The organism is Modestobacter sp. SYSU DS0875 (assembly GCF_054050915.1).
Map to the genome: position 1 here is coordinate 16438 of NZ_JBJHAH010000023.1, position 13972 is coordinate 30409.

The 13972-nt window shown below is 74.6% G+C and carries 16 protein-coding genes; 6 read left to right on the forward strand and 10 right to left on the reverse strand.

The annotated features are described in order from the left end of the window. The first annotated feature begins 28 nt into the window (after nt 1–28). Nucleotides 29–1957, forward strand: coding sequence for an alpha/beta hydrolase (locus ACI79Y_RS14185; RefSeq protein WP_457159096.1), 1929 nt, complete (start codon nt 29–31; stop codon nt 1955–1957). A 16-nt stretch (nt 1958–1973) separates the two neighbouring features. On the opposite strand, the gene ACI79Y_RS14190 is transcribed toward ACI79Y_RS14185, so the two are convergent. Further along, the gene (locus tag ACI79Y_RS14190) at nt 1974–3194 is read right to left on the reverse strand and encodes an arginine deiminase (RefSeq protein ID WP_457159097.1); all 1221 of its coding nucleotides are present in this window, start codon (nt 3192–3194) and stop codon (nt 1974–1976) included. A gap of 78 nt (nt 3195–3272) precedes the next feature. Here ACI79Y_RS14190 and ACI79Y_RS14195 point away from each other — a divergent pair, with 78 nt between their 5' ends. Next, nucleotides 3273–3527 carry a hypothetical protein gene (locus tag ACI79Y_RS14195; RefSeq protein WP_457159098.1) on the forward strand — a complete coding sequence of 85 codons (255 nt, stop codon included), beginning with the start codon at nt 3273–3275 and terminating at the stop codon, nt 3525–3527. 109 nt (nt 3528–3636) lie between these two features. Further along, the gene (locus ACI79Y_RS14200; RefSeq protein ID WP_457140324.1) at nt 3637–3927 is read left to right on the forward strand and encodes a DUF1540 domain-containing protein; all 291 of its coding nucleotides are present in this window, start codon (nt 3637–3639) and stop codon (nt 3925–3927) included. Between the two features lie 16 nt (nt 3928–3943). On the opposite strand, the gene ACI79Y_RS14205 is transcribed toward ACI79Y_RS14200, so the two are convergent. Next, the gene (locus tag ACI79Y_RS14205) at nt 3944–4372 is read right to left on the reverse strand and encodes a hypothetical protein (protein ID WP_457159099.1); all 429 of its coding nucleotides are present in this window, start codon (nt 4370–4372) and stop codon (nt 3944–3946) included. A 68-nt stretch (nt 4373–4440) separates the two neighbouring features. Beyond that, nucleotides 4441–4782 (reverse strand): STAS domain-containing protein, encoded by a 342-nt coding sequence (locus tag ACI79Y_RS14210; protein WP_457159100.1) that lies wholly within the window; start codon nt 4780–4782, stop codon nt 4441–4443. A 287-nt stretch (nt 4783–5069) separates the two neighbouring features. Between ACI79Y_RS14210 and ACI79Y_RS14215 the strand changes: the two genes are divergently transcribed. After that, nucleotides 5070–5660: a hypothetical protein gene (locus ACI79Y_RS14215; RefSeq protein ID WP_457159101.1), complete on the forward strand. Its 591-nt coding sequence runs from the start codon at nt 5070–5072 to the stop codon at nt 5658–5660. A gap of 38 nt (nt 5661–5698) precedes the next feature. Continuing rightward, complete coding sequence (locus ACI79Y_RS14220; protein ID WP_457159102.1) at nt 5699–6496, forward strand: methyltransferase domain-containing protein; 798 nt, start codon at nt 5699–5701, stop codon at nt 6494–6496. Between the two features lie 154 nt (nt 6497–6650). Here the strand turns inward: ACI79Y_RS14220 and ACI79Y_RS14225 are convergent, their stop codons facing one another. From ACI79Y_RS14225 to ACI79Y_RS14235, 3 genes are all read right to left on the reverse strand, one after another. Next, nucleotides 6651–7898: an MFS transporter gene (locus ACI79Y_RS14225; protein ID WP_457159103.1), complete on the reverse strand. Its 1248-nt coding sequence runs from the start codon at nt 7896–7898 to the stop codon at nt 6651–6653. 111 nt (nt 7899–8009) lie between these two features. Then, nucleotides 8010–9101: an FUSC family protein gene (locus tag ACI79Y_RS14230; protein ID WP_457159104.1), complete on the reverse strand. Its 1092-nt coding sequence runs from the start codon at nt 9099–9101 to the stop codon at nt 8010–8012. 128 nt (nt 9102–9229) lie between these two features. Further along, nucleotides 9230–9988, reverse strand: coding sequence for a MerR family transcriptional regulator (locus tag ACI79Y_RS14235; protein WP_457159105.1), 759 nt, complete (start codon nt 9986–9988; stop codon nt 9230–9232). A gap of 100 nt (nt 9989–10088) precedes the next feature. Between ACI79Y_RS14235 and ACI79Y_RS14240 the strand changes: the two genes are divergently transcribed. Further along, on the forward strand, nt 10089–10988 hold the full coding sequence (locus ACI79Y_RS14240) for a haloalkane dehalogenase (protein WP_457159106.1): 900 nt from the start codon (nt 10089–10091) through the stop codon (nt 10986–10988). A 14-nt stretch (nt 10989–11002) separates the two neighbouring features. Here the strand turns inward: ACI79Y_RS14240 and ACI79Y_RS14245 are convergent, their stop codons facing one another. The 4 genes from ACI79Y_RS14245 to ACI79Y_RS14260 all read right to left on the reverse strand — a co-directional run bounded on the left by ACI79Y_RS14245 (nt 11003) and on the right by ACI79Y_RS14260 (nt 13971). Further along, a complete protein-coding gene (locus tag ACI79Y_RS14245) occupies nt 11003–11590 on the reverse strand; it encodes a diguanylate cyclase domain-containing protein (protein WP_457159107.1) in 588 nt (195 codons plus the stop codon). 133 nt (nt 11591–11723) lie between these two features. Further along, nucleotides 11724–12368 (reverse strand): LysE family translocator, encoded by a 645-nt coding sequence (locus tag ACI79Y_RS14250; RefSeq protein WP_457159108.1) that lies wholly within the window; start codon nt 12366–12368, stop codon nt 11724–11726. Nucleotides 12369–12414: 46 nt separating this feature from the next. Beyond that, nucleotides 12415–13011 (reverse strand): TMEM165/GDT1 family protein, encoded by a 597-nt coding sequence (locus tag ACI79Y_RS14255; RefSeq protein WP_457159109.1) that lies wholly within the window; start codon nt 13009–13011, stop codon nt 12415–12417. Nucleotides 13012–13266: 255 nt separating this feature from the next. Further along, nucleotides 13267–13971, reverse strand: a complete 705-nt coding sequence (locus ACI79Y_RS14260) for an ASCH domain-containing protein (protein WP_457159110.1) — start codon at nt 13969–13971, stop codon at nt 13267–13269. Nucleotide 13972: the final 1 nt, after the last annotated feature.

Here is a 13972-nt window from a genome sequence, read left to right on the forward strand (position 1 = left end):
GCGCGGCCGGACCTGGTTGAGTGACCCCGTGACGAGTCGTCTGGCGGCAGTGCCGATCGCCCTCCTGCTCCTGGTCGCCGGGTGCACCGGCTCGGGGGAGGACGACGACACGGCGGCGCCGAGCGCGGCGGCCCGGGAGGTCGCGTGGGGCGCCTGCGACTTCGACGTGCCGGCCGGGGTCGACATCGAGTGCGGCACCCTCGAGGTGCCGGCCGACCGGGACGACCCGGACTCTCCGACGATCGAGCTGGCCTTCGGTGTCGTCGCCGCGGCGGACGACGACCCGGCCGAGGACCCGCTCGTCTACCTCTCCGGCGGACCGGGCCAGGGGGCGCTGGAGTTCGTGCCGCTGGCGTTCGGTGAGCTGTACGAGCCGCTGGCCCAGGACCGGGACCTGGTCATCCTGGACCAGCGCGGCACCGGGCTGACCGAGCCGTCGCTGGCCTGCGACGAGTACAGCTCCTGGGTGCGGGAGTCGCTGGGGTCGGAAGAGCCGGTCGAGGAGCTCGCGGAGCAGGCGGCCGCCTCGCTGGAGGAGTGCCGGCAGCGCCTGGTCGACGAGGGCGTCGACTTCGCCGACTACGACAGCGCCGCCTCCGCCGCCGACCTCGACGACCTGCGCCGCGCGCTGGGCCACGAGGAGTGGAACCTCTACGGGATCTCCTACGGCACCCGGCTGGCGCAGACCGCCATGCGCGACACCCCCGAGGGCATCCGGTCGGTGGTGCTCGACGCCTCCTACCCGATCGACGCCGACCTCTACGAGGAGACGCCGGGCAACGCGGCCCGGGCGATCGATGCGCTGTTCGCCGCGTGCGCGGCCGACGCGGGGTGCGCCGAGCGGTACCCCGACCTGGAGCAGACCGTCACCGACCTCGTCGCGGAGCTCGACGCGGCGCCCGCGTCGGTCACGGTGCTCGACCCGACCACCGGTGAGCGGGTGGAGAGCCCGCTGGACGGCGCCGGCTTCGTGGGCTTTCTCTTCCAGAGCATGTACTCCACCGAGCTGATCCCGTTCCTCCCCGAGGTCATCGAGGCCGCGGCCAACGACGAGTTCGGCACCATCGGCCTGCTGCTCAGCGCGTTCACCCAGCAGCTGGACATGGTCAGCGTCGGCCAGCAGCTGGCCGTGCAGTGCCAGGAGGAGGTCAGCTTCAGCGACCCGGACGCGGTGGCGGACGCGGTCGCCGAGCACCCGCTGGTCGAGAGCTTCTTCGCCAGCACGCCCACGATGGGCCCGGGCATCTTCGACGTCTGCACCAGCTGGGACGCCGGCGAGCCCGGCCCCGCCGAGAACGAGGCGCTGAGCAGCGACCTCCCCACCCTGGTGCTGGCCGGTGAGCTCGACCCGATCACCCCGCCGCGGTGGGGCGAGCAGCTGGCCGAGGAGCTGGGCAACGCCGTCTACGTCGAGTTCCCCGCCACCGGGCACGGCTCGGTGGGCACGCACGAGTGCGCGGTGCAGCTGACCCGGGAGTTCCTCGCCGACCCGGGCAGCGAGCCGGACACCTCCTGCGTCGACGACGTCGAGGCCCCCGCGTTCACCCCCGAGGGCGTGCAGGTCGAGATGACGGACTGGGAGAGCGAGGAGCTGGGCCTCGCCGGGGTCCGGCCCGACGGGTGGTCGGAGGTGCTCCCCGGCGCGTTCCAGCAGTCACCCCTGGTCTCGCTGGTGCAGCAGGTGGTGCCCGGCGCCACGGCCGACCAGGTGCTCCAGCAGCTGGCGGCGCAGCTGGGCACCGGTGAGCCGGTCGAGCCGGTCGACCAGCTGGAGACGGCGTCGGTCACCTGGGACCTGTACCGGGTCGACGACCTCGGCCAGCGGGTCGACCTCGCCCTCGCCGAGACCCCGGCGGGCCTGGCCGTGGTGCAGCTGACCGCGAGCCCGAAGCGCAGCGACGTCTACCGGGAGCAGGTCTTCCTGCCCGCCGTCGAGGCCTTCGACCCGGGGGCCTGACGGTCGGGTGGGGCGGCTACGTCGGGACGGGGTCGCGGAGCACGGGGCAGGACATGCACCGCGGGCCGCCGCGGCCGCTGCCCAGCTCCGACCCGGCGATCGCCAGCACCTCGATGCCGGCCTTCTCCAGCGCCGCGTTGGTGACGGTGTTCCGCTCGTAGGCCACCGCCAGCCGCGGCGCCAGGGCGAGGGTGTTGTTGCCGTCGTCCCACTGCTCGCGCTCGGCGGTGACCGGGTCGAGCCCGGTGTCGATCACCCGCAGCCGGTCGATGCCCATCGCCTCGGCCGCGGCCTCCAGGAACGGCCGTGGCCCGTGCACCGACAGCTCCACCGTGTCGGCGTCGTCGGGCAGCTCGTCGCTGGTCACCGTCCAGGCCTGCAGCGAGTCCGCGACCGCCGGGTACATGACCATCGCGTCGACGTCGACCATCGTGGCGATGGTGTCCAGGTGCATCGTCGCCCGCTCCTGGGCGATCGGGACGACGAGCACGGTGTGCGCCAGCCCGCGGGCGAACACCCGCCGGGCCAGCCGCTCCGCCCCGCCCGGCGTCGTCCGCTCGCCGACGCCGACGGCGACCACGCCGGGCGCGAGCAGTAGGACGTCGCCCCCCTCCAGGTGCTCCAGGTGCGCGCCGTAGAGCTGCTCGGCGCCGGCGAAGCGCGGGTGGTGGGCGTAGAGCGCCGCGGTCAGCGCGCTCTCCCGCGCCCGGGCCGGCATCGCCAGCGACGTCACCGCCACCTGCCCGCCGACCCACACCGAGGAGTCGCGGGTGAACATCAGGTTGGGCAGCGGCGGGACGACGAAGTCCCCGTGGCCCATCAGCTGGTAGGCCAGGCCCCGGCCGCCGTGCAGCTCGTCGTGGGCGACCCCGGCGATCAGCGCCTGCGCCAGGTCGTCGGGCGCCAGCCCGGCCAGGTGCGCGGTGGTCGCGTGCTGCAGCGTCGCCCCCAGCCGTGGGTCGTCGACGGCGGCGGCGATCACCTGCTCGCGCGCGGCGGGCAGCGCCATCACCTCGGTGAGCAGCCGGTGCAGGTGCAGCACCTCCACCCCGCGCTCGGTCAGCGCCGCGGCGAACGCGTCGTGCTCCTCCTGCGCGCGGGCCACCCACGGCACGCCGTCGAAGAGCAGTTCGTCGTTGTTGCGCGGGGTGAGCCGGCGCAGCTCCGCGCCCGGCCGGTGCAGCAGCACGGTGCGCAGCCGGCCGACCTCGCTGGTCACCGAGCAGGGGGCGGTCATGCGGTCGAGCCTCGCCGATCGGGCCACCCGCGGCCAGCCCGGAACGGGTGAACCCGGCGGTCGTGGTCCACTACGGGCGTGACGCCGGTCGACCCGCCCCCACCGCCGCCCACTCCCGGCGGCCAGCCGCGGTGGCTGGTCGTGCTGCTCGCCGCTGGCATCTCCCTGCTGGTGGGCGCGGTGCTGCTGCTCCTGTTGCAGCTGGCGGGCGTCGAGCGGATCGGCCTGCTCGGGCTGCTGCTCGTGCTGATCACGGCCGCCGTCGCCGGCGGCTACGCCACCCGGGCGCTCGCTCCCCGGCTGCCGCCGATGGGCAGGCGCCCGCGCGGCTGACCGGCGTGTCGCACGGCCTCTTCAGAAACGCCTGCTCAGGCGCATATGTGCAGGTCAGGTCAGCCTTCCCTGGCTGGCGAGGTCGGTCGTGTGCTGCCAGCCTGGGGTCATGACCCAGATGCTGGACATGCCCCAGGTGCAGGACTGCTCGGTCGACAGCTGTTCGTACAACGCCGAGCACACCTGCCACGCCGGCGCCATCACCGTCGGCGGCGACCACGCCCACTGCGGCACCTTCGTGGAGATCTCCTTCCGCGCCGGGCTCGACCGCACCGGCGTGGTCGGCGCCTGCCACCGCTCGGACTGCGTGCACAACGAGGCACTGGAGTGCCGCGCGTCCGCGGTGCAGGTGGGCTCCGCCGCCGACAAGGCCGACTGCCTCACCTACACGACCCGCTGACCCCAGCGGGCCCGGGTCAGGCGACCAGCTGCTCCAGCTGGTCGGCGCTGGGCACCGGTTCCAGGGCCAGGGTCGGCGTGCGCAGCGCGCCGTCGGCCACCGACAGCGCCGCGACCGGGTCGCCGTCGTCCACGAGGACGGCCCGCCCCGCCGTCGCGACGCCCCGCAGCGCGGCGAGCACCGTGTGCCGGTCGCGCGCGGCCAGTCCGTCGGTCAGGTGGTCGACGAGGACGACGGACGCCGCGCCGGCGCGCGCCTGCTCGACGGCGCCCAGTCGGTGCCGGACGTCGTCGTCGGGCGAGGCGGTCAGCCGCAGCACGGGCAGGGACGCGTGGCCCCCGGCGCACCGGGCGCTGCCCGGGTCGAGCGCGGCCATGGTGGCCGCTCGCGTCGCCGCCGGCCCCAGCAGCACCGTGACGCCGCCGACCGGCAGTCGCAGACCCATCGAACCCCACCTCACGTCGAGTGAGGCCAGGCTAACCTGACCGGCTGTTCGGGTGCCAGCCGCGCTGGTCAGGCGGGCGTGGCCCGGTCGTCGGGGCGCGGCAGCAGCCAGGACAGCCCGGCGCGTTCCAGTGCGGGGCGCAGCCGGTCGGGCAGGTGCAGCAGCTGCAGCTCGGCGCCCCGGCGACGCGGCTTGCGGGCCAGGTGCACCAGCAGTTCCAGCCCCGCCGCCTCCAGGGTGGTCACCGCCTCGAGGTCGACCCGTTCCGGCCAGGACGACGGCGGCACCTCGCGGCGGAACCGGCGCACGGTCTCCCGGTCGATCTGGCCGCTGAAGCGGAGCAGGGGGCCGGAGCCGTCCTCCGCGAGGACGACCGCGCCCGATCCGCTGCGATCCGGGCCGATGGTCACGGTGGACTGGGTACCCGCTCATCCCCGCTGAAACGTGCCCCAGGGCGAACGCCCAGGTCAGCAGGCCAGGATCCATCCGGGAGGGGGCGGTGTGCGACGGCCACCCGTTGGCGGCGGTGCGCCCGGAGGCGGTGGGGGAGCTGGGGTTCGCGGGGCGGGCGCCGGTGACCGTCCGGGCCCGGCCTGCCGATGACGGTTGCAGAGCGCGCCGACTTCCCCGGCGCGGTCGTCGAACAGTGGGGGTCTCTGGCGTGAGCGCGTCGAACGGGCATCAGCCCAGGACGGCGGTGGGGCGGGGTGCCGACGCCGCCTGGTGGCTGGTCGACGAGGACGGCGTCGTCCTGGCCGGGCCGTTCCCCAGCCAGCTGGACGCCGCCGTCGCCGGGCTGACGGCCGACGGCTGGTTCGCCGAGCCGGGCTACGGCTCGTGCCGGCCCGACGGGACCCTGTCGCGGCAGTTCTCCCCCGAGGACCGCAGCTGGCTGGGGCACCTGTCTGCGCTGCTGGACCGGCTGGCCGACGACTGGGACCCGCTGATCTCCGACGCCGACCCGCTCACCGGCCTGGTCTGCGAGATCACCGCCGCCGTCGCCGAGGCCGGACTGCCGTTGCACGACTGCGCGGGCCGCACAGCGGACCGGGCGCTCGGCGGGGTGTGCCTGACGCCGAGCCCGGAGCGGGACGGCGTGGTGGTCTCCTGGACCCAGCACGACCGGACGTCGGTCGGGCGGGTGCGCGGCCCGGAGACCGACGCCGCGGTGCAGCAGACGATGAACGCCGCGGTCGCCGAGGTGCTGTCGGCGTCCGGGTTCCTGGTCGAGGCCCTCGGTGCGGTGTCCGTCGTCCGCGCCGCCGACAATCCCACTTCGTGGGAGTGACGTCCCACTACATGGTCTGACTCGGGCATCCTGCGCGGGTGGACACCTACACGCACGGGCACGCTGAGCCGGTCCTGCAGTCGCACCGCTGGCGCACGGTGGAGAACTCCGCCGGGTACCTGCTGGCCTCGTTGCGTCCCGGCATCGACGTGCTCGACGTGGGCTGCGGCCCGGGCACGATCACGGTCGATCTCGCCGCCCGGGTGGCGCCGGGGCGGGTCGTCGGGCTGGACGTCGCGCCCGCCCCGCTGGCCGAGGCCCGGGAGCTCGCCGCCCGGGCGGGGGTGGACGTCGAGTTCGCCGTCGGCGACGGCTACGCGCTCGCGTTCGACGACGGCTCCTTCGACGTGGTGCACGCCCATCAGGTGCTGCAGCACCTGACCGACCCGGTGGCCGCGCTGCGCGAGATGGCCCGGGTCTGCCGGCCCGGGGGAGTGGTCGCCGTCCGGGACGTCGACTACGCCGCGACCACCTGGTTCCCCGCCGCGCCGGGCCTGGACCGCTGGCTGGAGCTGTACGGGCAGGTGGCCCGGCGCAACGACGCCGAGCCGGATGCGGGGCGGCGGCTGCTGTCCTGGGCCCACGCCGCCGGGCTGCGGCAGGTCACCGCGACCACCTCGGCCTGGTGCTTCGCGAGCCCGGCCGAGCGGGAGTGGTGGGGCCGGTCGTGGGCCGGGCGGGCGACGGCGTCGGCGTTCGCCGAGCAGGCGGTGGCCTACGGGTTGGCCAGCCCGGCGGAGCTGCAGGAGGTCGCGGACGCATGGCTGGCCTGGGTGGCGGCCGACGACGGCTGGCTCGGCATGCTGCACGGCGAGCTGCTCATCCGGGTCCCCTGAGGGCAGAGATGGCCATTTCTGCCCTCAGGGGCGTCACCGGAGCCAGCCGTTCGCCTTCTCCGACACGCCGCGCTCGGGGGAGAGCGCGGCCCGCACGCGGTCGGCCAGCTCGCGGTCGTAGGTCACCCGGCAGCATGCCGCGCCGGCGCCGTCCTCAGGCGGCTGCCGGCACCGGCTGTTCGTCGGCGTGGGCGACGTGCCGCAGGGCGCGCCAGATGAGCACGACGAACACGGCCGACCCGGCGAAGGCGAACCAGAACGGCGCGGTGACGCCCCAGTGCTGCGCCAGCACCCCGCCGATCCCGGAGCCGACCACCAGCCCGCCGTAGACGCCGACCACGTTGACGCTGCCCACCCGCCCCTGCAGCGCCTGCGGCACGGCCCGCTGGCGGACGGCGACCGACGTCGTCCCCCAGATGAAGGCGTGCGCCCCGAAGGCGAAGAAGACCGGCAGGGCGACCCACGGGCTGCTGGTGAGGGCCAGAGCCAGGTGGGTCAGCGTCTCGACGACCAGGCCGATCCGCATGAGGTCGCCCAGGCTCACCCGGCGGGTGATCCACCCGTAGGTGAGGCCGCCGACGATGCCGCCGACGGCGCTCACGGTGGTCATCAGCCCGAAGCCGATCGCGCCCAGCCCGAGCCGCTCGGTGGCGTAGAGCACCAGCACCGACCAGGCCGCGCCGAAGGTGACGTTGAAGATCGTGATGGTCAGCACCAGGGTGCGCACGGCCGCGTGGTGCCGCACCCACCGCAGCCCCTCGGCGATGTCGTGCCGCATCGCGGTGCGCGCGCCGGTGCGCGGCTCCCGGGCCGGCAGGACGACGCGGGTGACGAGCACCGCGCCCAGCGCGATCACCACCGCCTGCACCCCCAGCGCCCACGCGGCGCCGACGGTGAACAGTGCGGCGCCCAGCGGCGGACCGGCGAGCTGGTTGACGGTGATGAACCCGGTCTGCAGGCGGGAGTTCGCCACCGCCAGGTCGTCCCGGGCCACCAGCATCGGCACCAGGGTCTGCGCGCTGTTGTCGGCGAACACCTCGGCGGTGGCCAGCGGGAACAGTGCTGCCAGCACCACGGCGATGGACACCCGGTCGGTGACCACCGCCAGGGTCAGCACCACCAGCACGGCGGCGCGGGTCAGGTCGACGACGAGCACGATGAGCCGCCGGTCCAGCCGGTCGGTCAGCGCCCCGGCGAGCAGCCCGAACAGCAGCGCCGGCAGCCACTGCACGGTCGCGGCCAGGGCGACCAGGAACGGGTCGCCGGTCAGCGAGGCGACCAGCAGTGGCCCGGCCGCGAGCAGGATGCCGTCACCGAGCTGGGAGATCCAGGAGGAGGCGAGCAGCCAGCGGAACGGGGTACCGAGCCGCCCCGGGACGAGGATCTCAGCGATGCGGCTCACGAGGACCGGACCTTAGCCGGGCTCAGGGACGGCGTCGTCCCGTTTCCGCTGAGGGTGGACGTTCCACGTGCAACCGTCTCGCCATCATGGCCATTCTGGCGGGGAGACCGGTCAGGCGGGCTGGGGGAAGCGGACGTGCGCCTCCAGGGTCGCCAGCGAGCGGTGCATCCCGATCGTCACCGCCGCGAGGGCGAAGAAGCCCTCGTCGTCGCCGATCTCGGAGCCCCGCAGCAGCGCGGTCAGCCGGTCCGCCGCGGTCAGCGCCGTCGCGATGGCCGCATCCCGGTCGTCGGGCTCGGTGTCGGTGGCGTGGTACGGGATCCGGACCACGCCGGCCAGGCCGTCCAGCGCATCGGCGAGCACCCAGCCGGTGCCGTCGTCCACCCGGTCCAGCCCGCGCCGGTGCGGCTGGAACTCCACCACCAGCGTGGTGAGGTCGTCGATCAGGACGGCGACGCGGTCCAGCGCGCGGGACTGCTCGCGGATGCTGCTCGCCGTGCCCCGCCAGCGCCGGGCCCGGGGGTTGGCCCGCCGCGCGCGCTCGACCATCGCCTCGGCGGAACGCATCCGGTCCAGGGCGCGGTCCAGCTCCTCCCCGCGGACCTCCCACTCACCCAGCTCGGGCACCTGCCCGCTGCGCAACGACGTCGCGATCGTCTCCAGGTGCTCGCCGAGCAGGGTCCGGGTGCGGGCGATCCGCTGCTCGGCGGTGGTCAGCTGCAGGGGTGGGAACAGCAGGCTGGTCACCAGCACGCCGATCACGGCGCCCAGCAGCGTCAGCCCCGCGTACCGGAGCGCGTACTCGGCCGGGTCCGCCGTCCCCACGGTGAGCATGAGGACGGCGGCGAAGCTGACCCAGCCGGCCTGCTCGCGGAACAGCCACCGCCACTGCTCGACCACGATCGCCAGCGCGACGATCAGCGCGATGGTGATCGCGTTGGAGACACCCCGGGTCGCCTCGAACAGCGCCACGGCGAGGGCGAACCCGACCAGGATCGCCACGATGCTGCGCCAGGCCGCCGACGCGGAGTCCGCCACCGTGGGGCTCACCGCGATCACCGCGCCCAGCGGCGCGTAGTAGGCGTACGCGGCCAGCGACGGCGGCAGCAGCAGCGCGACCTGCCAGGACAGCCCCGCCGCCAGCGCCGCCCGCACCGCCCGCTGCACCCACGGCTGCTGCAGCCGCGCGATCACCCATCCCACCGGGCCAGCATGCGGGCTGCCAGCCACCCGGCGGGAGCGGGAGGGACGTGACGTCGCTCGCCCGGGTCAACCCGCGTCGCCGGAGGTGGAGCCGCGCCGTGCCCCGGCTCCACCTCCGGCCGGCCGGCTCAGCCCTGGCGGACGGCGTTGGCCTGGACGGCGGTGCTCACGTACTGCGCCAGGCCGGGCGCGATCCGCTCGTAGTGGGCGGTGAACCGCTCGTCCTCGACGTACATCCGGCCGAGCCCGGCGTGCATCTCGGGCGAGCAGTCGTAGAAGTGCCGGCTGATCTGCTGCCGGTGCTCCTCGGCGACGTCCATGGCGGTCGCGGAGTCGGCGGGGACCCCGGCCGCCAGCGCCGCGGCGAAGCGCCGCTCGACGTCGTCGGTCTCCGCCTTGACCCGTAGCCAGTCCTCCTTGCCGTGTGCCGCCGTCCGCCGTCTCGACTCCGCGTACGCCGCGGTGTCGCCCCAGCGCTCTTCGACCTCCGCGTCGTACTGCGACGGGTCATGGTCGCCGAACACCTCGAACCGTTCCTCCGGGGTCAGGGAGATCCCCATCTGCCGTGCCTCCATCTCCTTCTCCACGGCCGCGACCATCGCCCGGGTGCGCTCGAGCCGGTCCCGCAGCAGCCGGTGCTGCCGGCGCAGGTGCGCCGCGGGGTCGGCGTCGGGGTCGTCCAGCAGGGTCGCGACCTCGTCGAGGGGGAACCCGAGTTCGCGGTAGAGCAGCACCTGCTGCAGCCGGTCCAGGTCGCGCGCGTCGTAGCTGCGGTATCCCGCCGACGTGCGCTCGCTGGGCCGGACCAGCCCGATCCGGTCGTAGTGGTGCAGCGTGCGCACCGTGACGCCGGCGAGCCGGGCCAGCTCACCCACCGTCCAGCTCATCGCCCCTCCTCTCTCGTCGACGGAGACCACGGAACAGCCTGACGCGGCGTCAGGGTCAAGGGCAGGTTCGGACGGCGCGTGGACGGGGCACTGGCCGGACATGGCCGACGACGTCCGCACGCCCGTGCCCGCCGACGACCCGTTCCCGCGCTCCCGGGTGCGGGTCGGTGACCACGAGATGGCCTACGTCGACGTGGGGGAGGGCGACCCCATCGTCTTCCTGCACGGCAACCCGACGTCGTCCTACCTGTGGCGCAACGTCATCCCGCACGTGCAGCACCTCGGGCGCTGCATCGCACCGGACCTGATCGGCATGGGGGAGTCGGACAAGCTGCCCGACCCGGGACCGGGCAGCTACTCCTTCGACCGGCACGCCGAGTTCCTGGCCGGGTTCCTGGACGCGGTCGGCGTCACCGAGCGGGTGACCCTGGTGCTGCACGACTGGGGCTCCGGGCTGGGGTTCGACTGGGCCGCCCAGCACCCCGACGCCGTGCGGGGCATCGCGTTCACCGAGGCGATCGTCACGCCGATGATCTGGGCCGACTGGCCCCGGGCGGCCAAGCCGGTGTTCCAGGCGATGCGCGGGGCGGACGGCGAGCGCAGGGTGCTCGACCAGAACGTGTTCGTGGAGAAGATCCTGCCGGCGGAGGTGCGGCGCGGGCTGTCGGCGGAGGCGCACGACCGGTACCGGGCGCCGTTCCGCGAGCGCGCCGACCGCTGGCCGACGCTGGAGTGGCCGCGGCAGATCCCGATCGAGCACGTGCCGCCGGGCGTGCACGACGTCGTCGACCGGTACGGCCAGTGGCTGGCACACAGCGAGGTGCCCAAGCTGTTCCTCAACGCCGACCCGGGGTCGATCCTGGTCGGCCGCCAGCGCACCAGGGTGCGGCGCTGGCCGGCGCTGACCGAGGTCACCGTGCCCGGCGGGCACTTCGTGCCCGAGGACTCCCCGGACGAGATCGGCCGCGCGCTGGCGGACTGGATCCCGACCCTGCGCTGAACCGGGGGGGGGCGTCAGCCGTGCCGGCCGCTGCCCTGGCGCTCGTGCCGGATCCGGGTCATCGACTCGTTCGCCGAGGCGATCAGCGACTCGGGGGTCGACGCCCGCCCGGAGAGCGCCACACCGACGCTGAGCCGGATCCGGCAGGCGAGCTCGGGGGCGGGCTGCAGGGGGGCGTCGAAGGCCGCGGCGACCCGGCGGGCGATCCCCTCCGCGTCGGCGGGGTCGGTGATGCCGGGGCACAGCAGCACGAAGGTCTGCGCGCTGATCCGGGCGACGACGTCGCCCTGGCGGACGGCGGAGACCAGCCGGCCGGCGGCCTCGGCGCGGGCGGCGTCGGCGACCGGACGGCCGTGGGTGTCCTCCACGGCGGTGATCCCGTCGAGGTTGCAGGAGAGCACCGCCAGCCGGCCGGCGTCCGGCCCGGCGGCGGCCAGCGCGAGCTCGAGCCGGTCGATGAGCAGGCTGCGCACCGGCAGGCCGGTCAGCGGGTCGGGGACCGTCCGCTGCCGCAGCCGCTGCGCGAACTGCCGCTGGGCGGCCACGACGGCGGCCGTCTGCACCAGCACGTCCTGCGACTGCTCGAAGCGGATGGTCTCCATGGTCGGTGCTCCCGTTCGCTGGGCGGCCGCATCTCGGCCGTCCTCCCAGGAGTCGGCAGGTCGGCGACGGCGCTTGAGGACGGCGGGCCGCCGGTCCCCCGGAGGGGTGCGGTTCCGCCCCCGCGCCGACCGGTCAGCCCGCGGTCTGCGGCCGTCCGGTCAGCGCGAGCCGGACGGCGAGGGCGCCGAGGACCCCACCCATCAGCCACCGCTGGACGCGCAGCCAGGTGGGCCGGGTCGAGAGGAAGCCGGTCAGCGAACCGGCGAAGACGACGATGAGCCCGTTCACGGTGAGCGCGAGGGCGATCTGGACCAGCCCGAGCACCAGGCTCTGCGCCGCCACCGAGCCGCGGTCGGGGTCGATGAACTGAGGCAGCAACGACACGTACAGCACCGCGATCTTGGTGTTGAGCAGGTTGGTGACCAGCCCCATCAGGAACAGCGTCCGAGGGGGGTCGGGGCGGAGGTCCCGCGGGGCGAAGGCGTTGACGCCGCCCGGCCGCAGCGCCTGCCAGGCGAGGTACAGCAGATAGGCCGCACCGGCGATCTTGAGGACCGTGTAGGCAGCCGGGACGGCCACGAAGACGGTCGCCAGACCCGCCGTGGCCGCAGCCAGGTAGACCAGGAACCCGGCGGCGACACCGAGGAGCGAGACCAGCCCGGCCCGGCGGCCCTGCGTGACCGACCGGGACACCAGGTAGATCATGTTGGGCCCCGGCGTCAGCACCAGACCGAGCGCCACGAGGGCGATGCCGGCGACGGCAGCGGTGGTGACCACGTCGTCCTCCTCCGCCGGGTCCGGCTGCGACCCTGGCCTGCGCCGTTCAGCCCACCAGGGTGCGCACGGTCTCGACCACCGCGACGACGGCGAAGACGGCGAACAGCACCGCCGCGACCCGGCGGATCAGCGCGATCGGCAGCCGGTCGGCGAGCTTCCGGCCCAGGAAGGCGGCCAGACCGGAGACGACCAGCAGCGCGGCCCAGGCGCCGAGGAACACCGACAGCGGCTCCTCGTAGCGGGCGGCGAGCCCGGCGGTGGCCAGCTGGGAGAGGTCGCCCCACTCGGCGGCGAACAGCACGCCGAAGGAGATCACCGCCGCGCGCAGGAACGACGTCTGCTCGCGGGCCGCGGCGGCCTCGTCGTCCTCGGGCCCCTCGTTCGCGCTGCGCCACAACAGCACCGCGCCGACCACGAACAGGGCGGCGACGACGGCGCTGACCAGGGCCGCGGGCAGCAGCGACAGCAGCGAGCCGGCGGTGACGGCGATCGCCACCTGCAGGCCGAACGCCGTCCCGACGCCGACGAACACCGGCAGCGCCGGGAACCTGGTGGCCAGCACCAGGGTGGCGAACAGCGTCTTGTCGGGCAGCTCGACCGGCAGGACCAGGACGAAGGCGGCCAGGACGACCGAGGGGACCACAGTGCTCTCTTCCGCTCAGCGTCGCCGGGCGGGGATGCGGGGCAGCCCTCGACCGGCGGCGCACCATCAAGGTGGCCGCGAGGCCGAAGGTCTCGCCCACCCGCGCCGGAGCACGGGCCCGCTGACCGGGCGCGCGAGCGCGCCAGCATGTCGACCAGCGGTCGGGGGGCTACTCCCCTTCTCGGCCCAGGAGACTAGCCGATGCCCCGGGGTGCACGGCGTGAGCACGTCCGGATGCCCACCGGGCGCGCTGGATCAGTCGTCGAGTTCGAACGCCACCAGCACGATCGTGTCGTCGGCCTGCAGGTCGGGGTAGTAGCCACGCAGCAGGGGCAGCACGTCGGCGCGGCTCTGGAAGCCGTCGGCGTGCGCTTCCTCTTCGGTCACCTCCGAGACCCGCTTGGCCACCGTGGAGGTGATGCGCCCGGGCAGGGAGACGTTCACGGGCGATTCGAACACCAGCAGCGCCCGGCCGACCTGGACCGGGTCGTGGAACCGGAGGGTCAGTCGCTTGCGCCCCGCGCGGACGGCGTCGAGGTGGGTCGCGCGGAAGCGCAGCCGTTGGACCTGCTCGGCCGGCCACGAGAACGAGCGCGGCAGCAGGTCTGCGGCGCGGACCACCTCCGCGCCCGTCGAACGCGGCACGATCACCCGCAGGTGCGGGTGGTGGTCGGCGAACACCTGCCTGTCCCGGCCGCACGGGGAGAGCACGCCGCGGCCGGCGTCGCCGACGGCCACGATCGTCTGTGGAGCCAGCGCCCCCGCCGCGCGCGCGGTTGCCAGCGCCACCAGTTCTGCGCACGGCCCACCTGTGAAGTGGTACAGGTTCACCCCGACGTGCACGTCGCCGTGCTCGTCGCGCACGGCCGCCGCGACCGTGTGCAGCGCCCCATCGCCGTGGGCGGCGATCACCTGCTCGGCGGCGTCGACCAGCTCCCGGTCGTGCGGGGTGGGTTCCATG

Coding starts and splice junctions, on each gene's coding strand:
- ACI79Y_RS14205 (WP_457159099.1), bottom strand. CDS start 4,372: ATGGGTCTGCGACTGCCGGTCGGCGGCGTCACGGTGCTGCTGGGGCCG.
- ACI79Y_RS14200 (WP_457140324.1), top strand. CDS start 3,637: ATGACCCAGATGCTGGACATGCCCCAGGTGCAGGACTGCTCGGTCGAC.
- ACI79Y_RS14245 (WP_457159107.1), bottom strand. CDS start 11,590: ATGGAGACCATCCGCTTCGAGCAGTCGCAGGACGTGCTGGTGCAGACG.
- ACI79Y_RS14240 (WP_457159106.1), top strand. CDS start 10,089: ATGGCCGACGACGTCCGCACGCCCGTGCCCGCCGACGACCCGTTCCCG.
- ACI79Y_RS14260 (WP_457159110.1), bottom strand. CDS start 13,971: ATGGAACCCACCCCGCACGACCGGGAGCTGGTCGACGCCGCCGAGCAG.
- ACI79Y_RS14235 (WP_457159105.1), bottom strand. CDS start 9,988: ATGAGCTGGACGGTGGGTGAGCTGGCCCGGCTCGCCGGCGTCACGGTG.
- ACI79Y_RS14190 (WP_457159097.1), bottom strand. CDS start 3,194: ATGACCGCCCCCTGCTCGGTGACCAGCGAGGTCGGCCGGCTGCGCACC.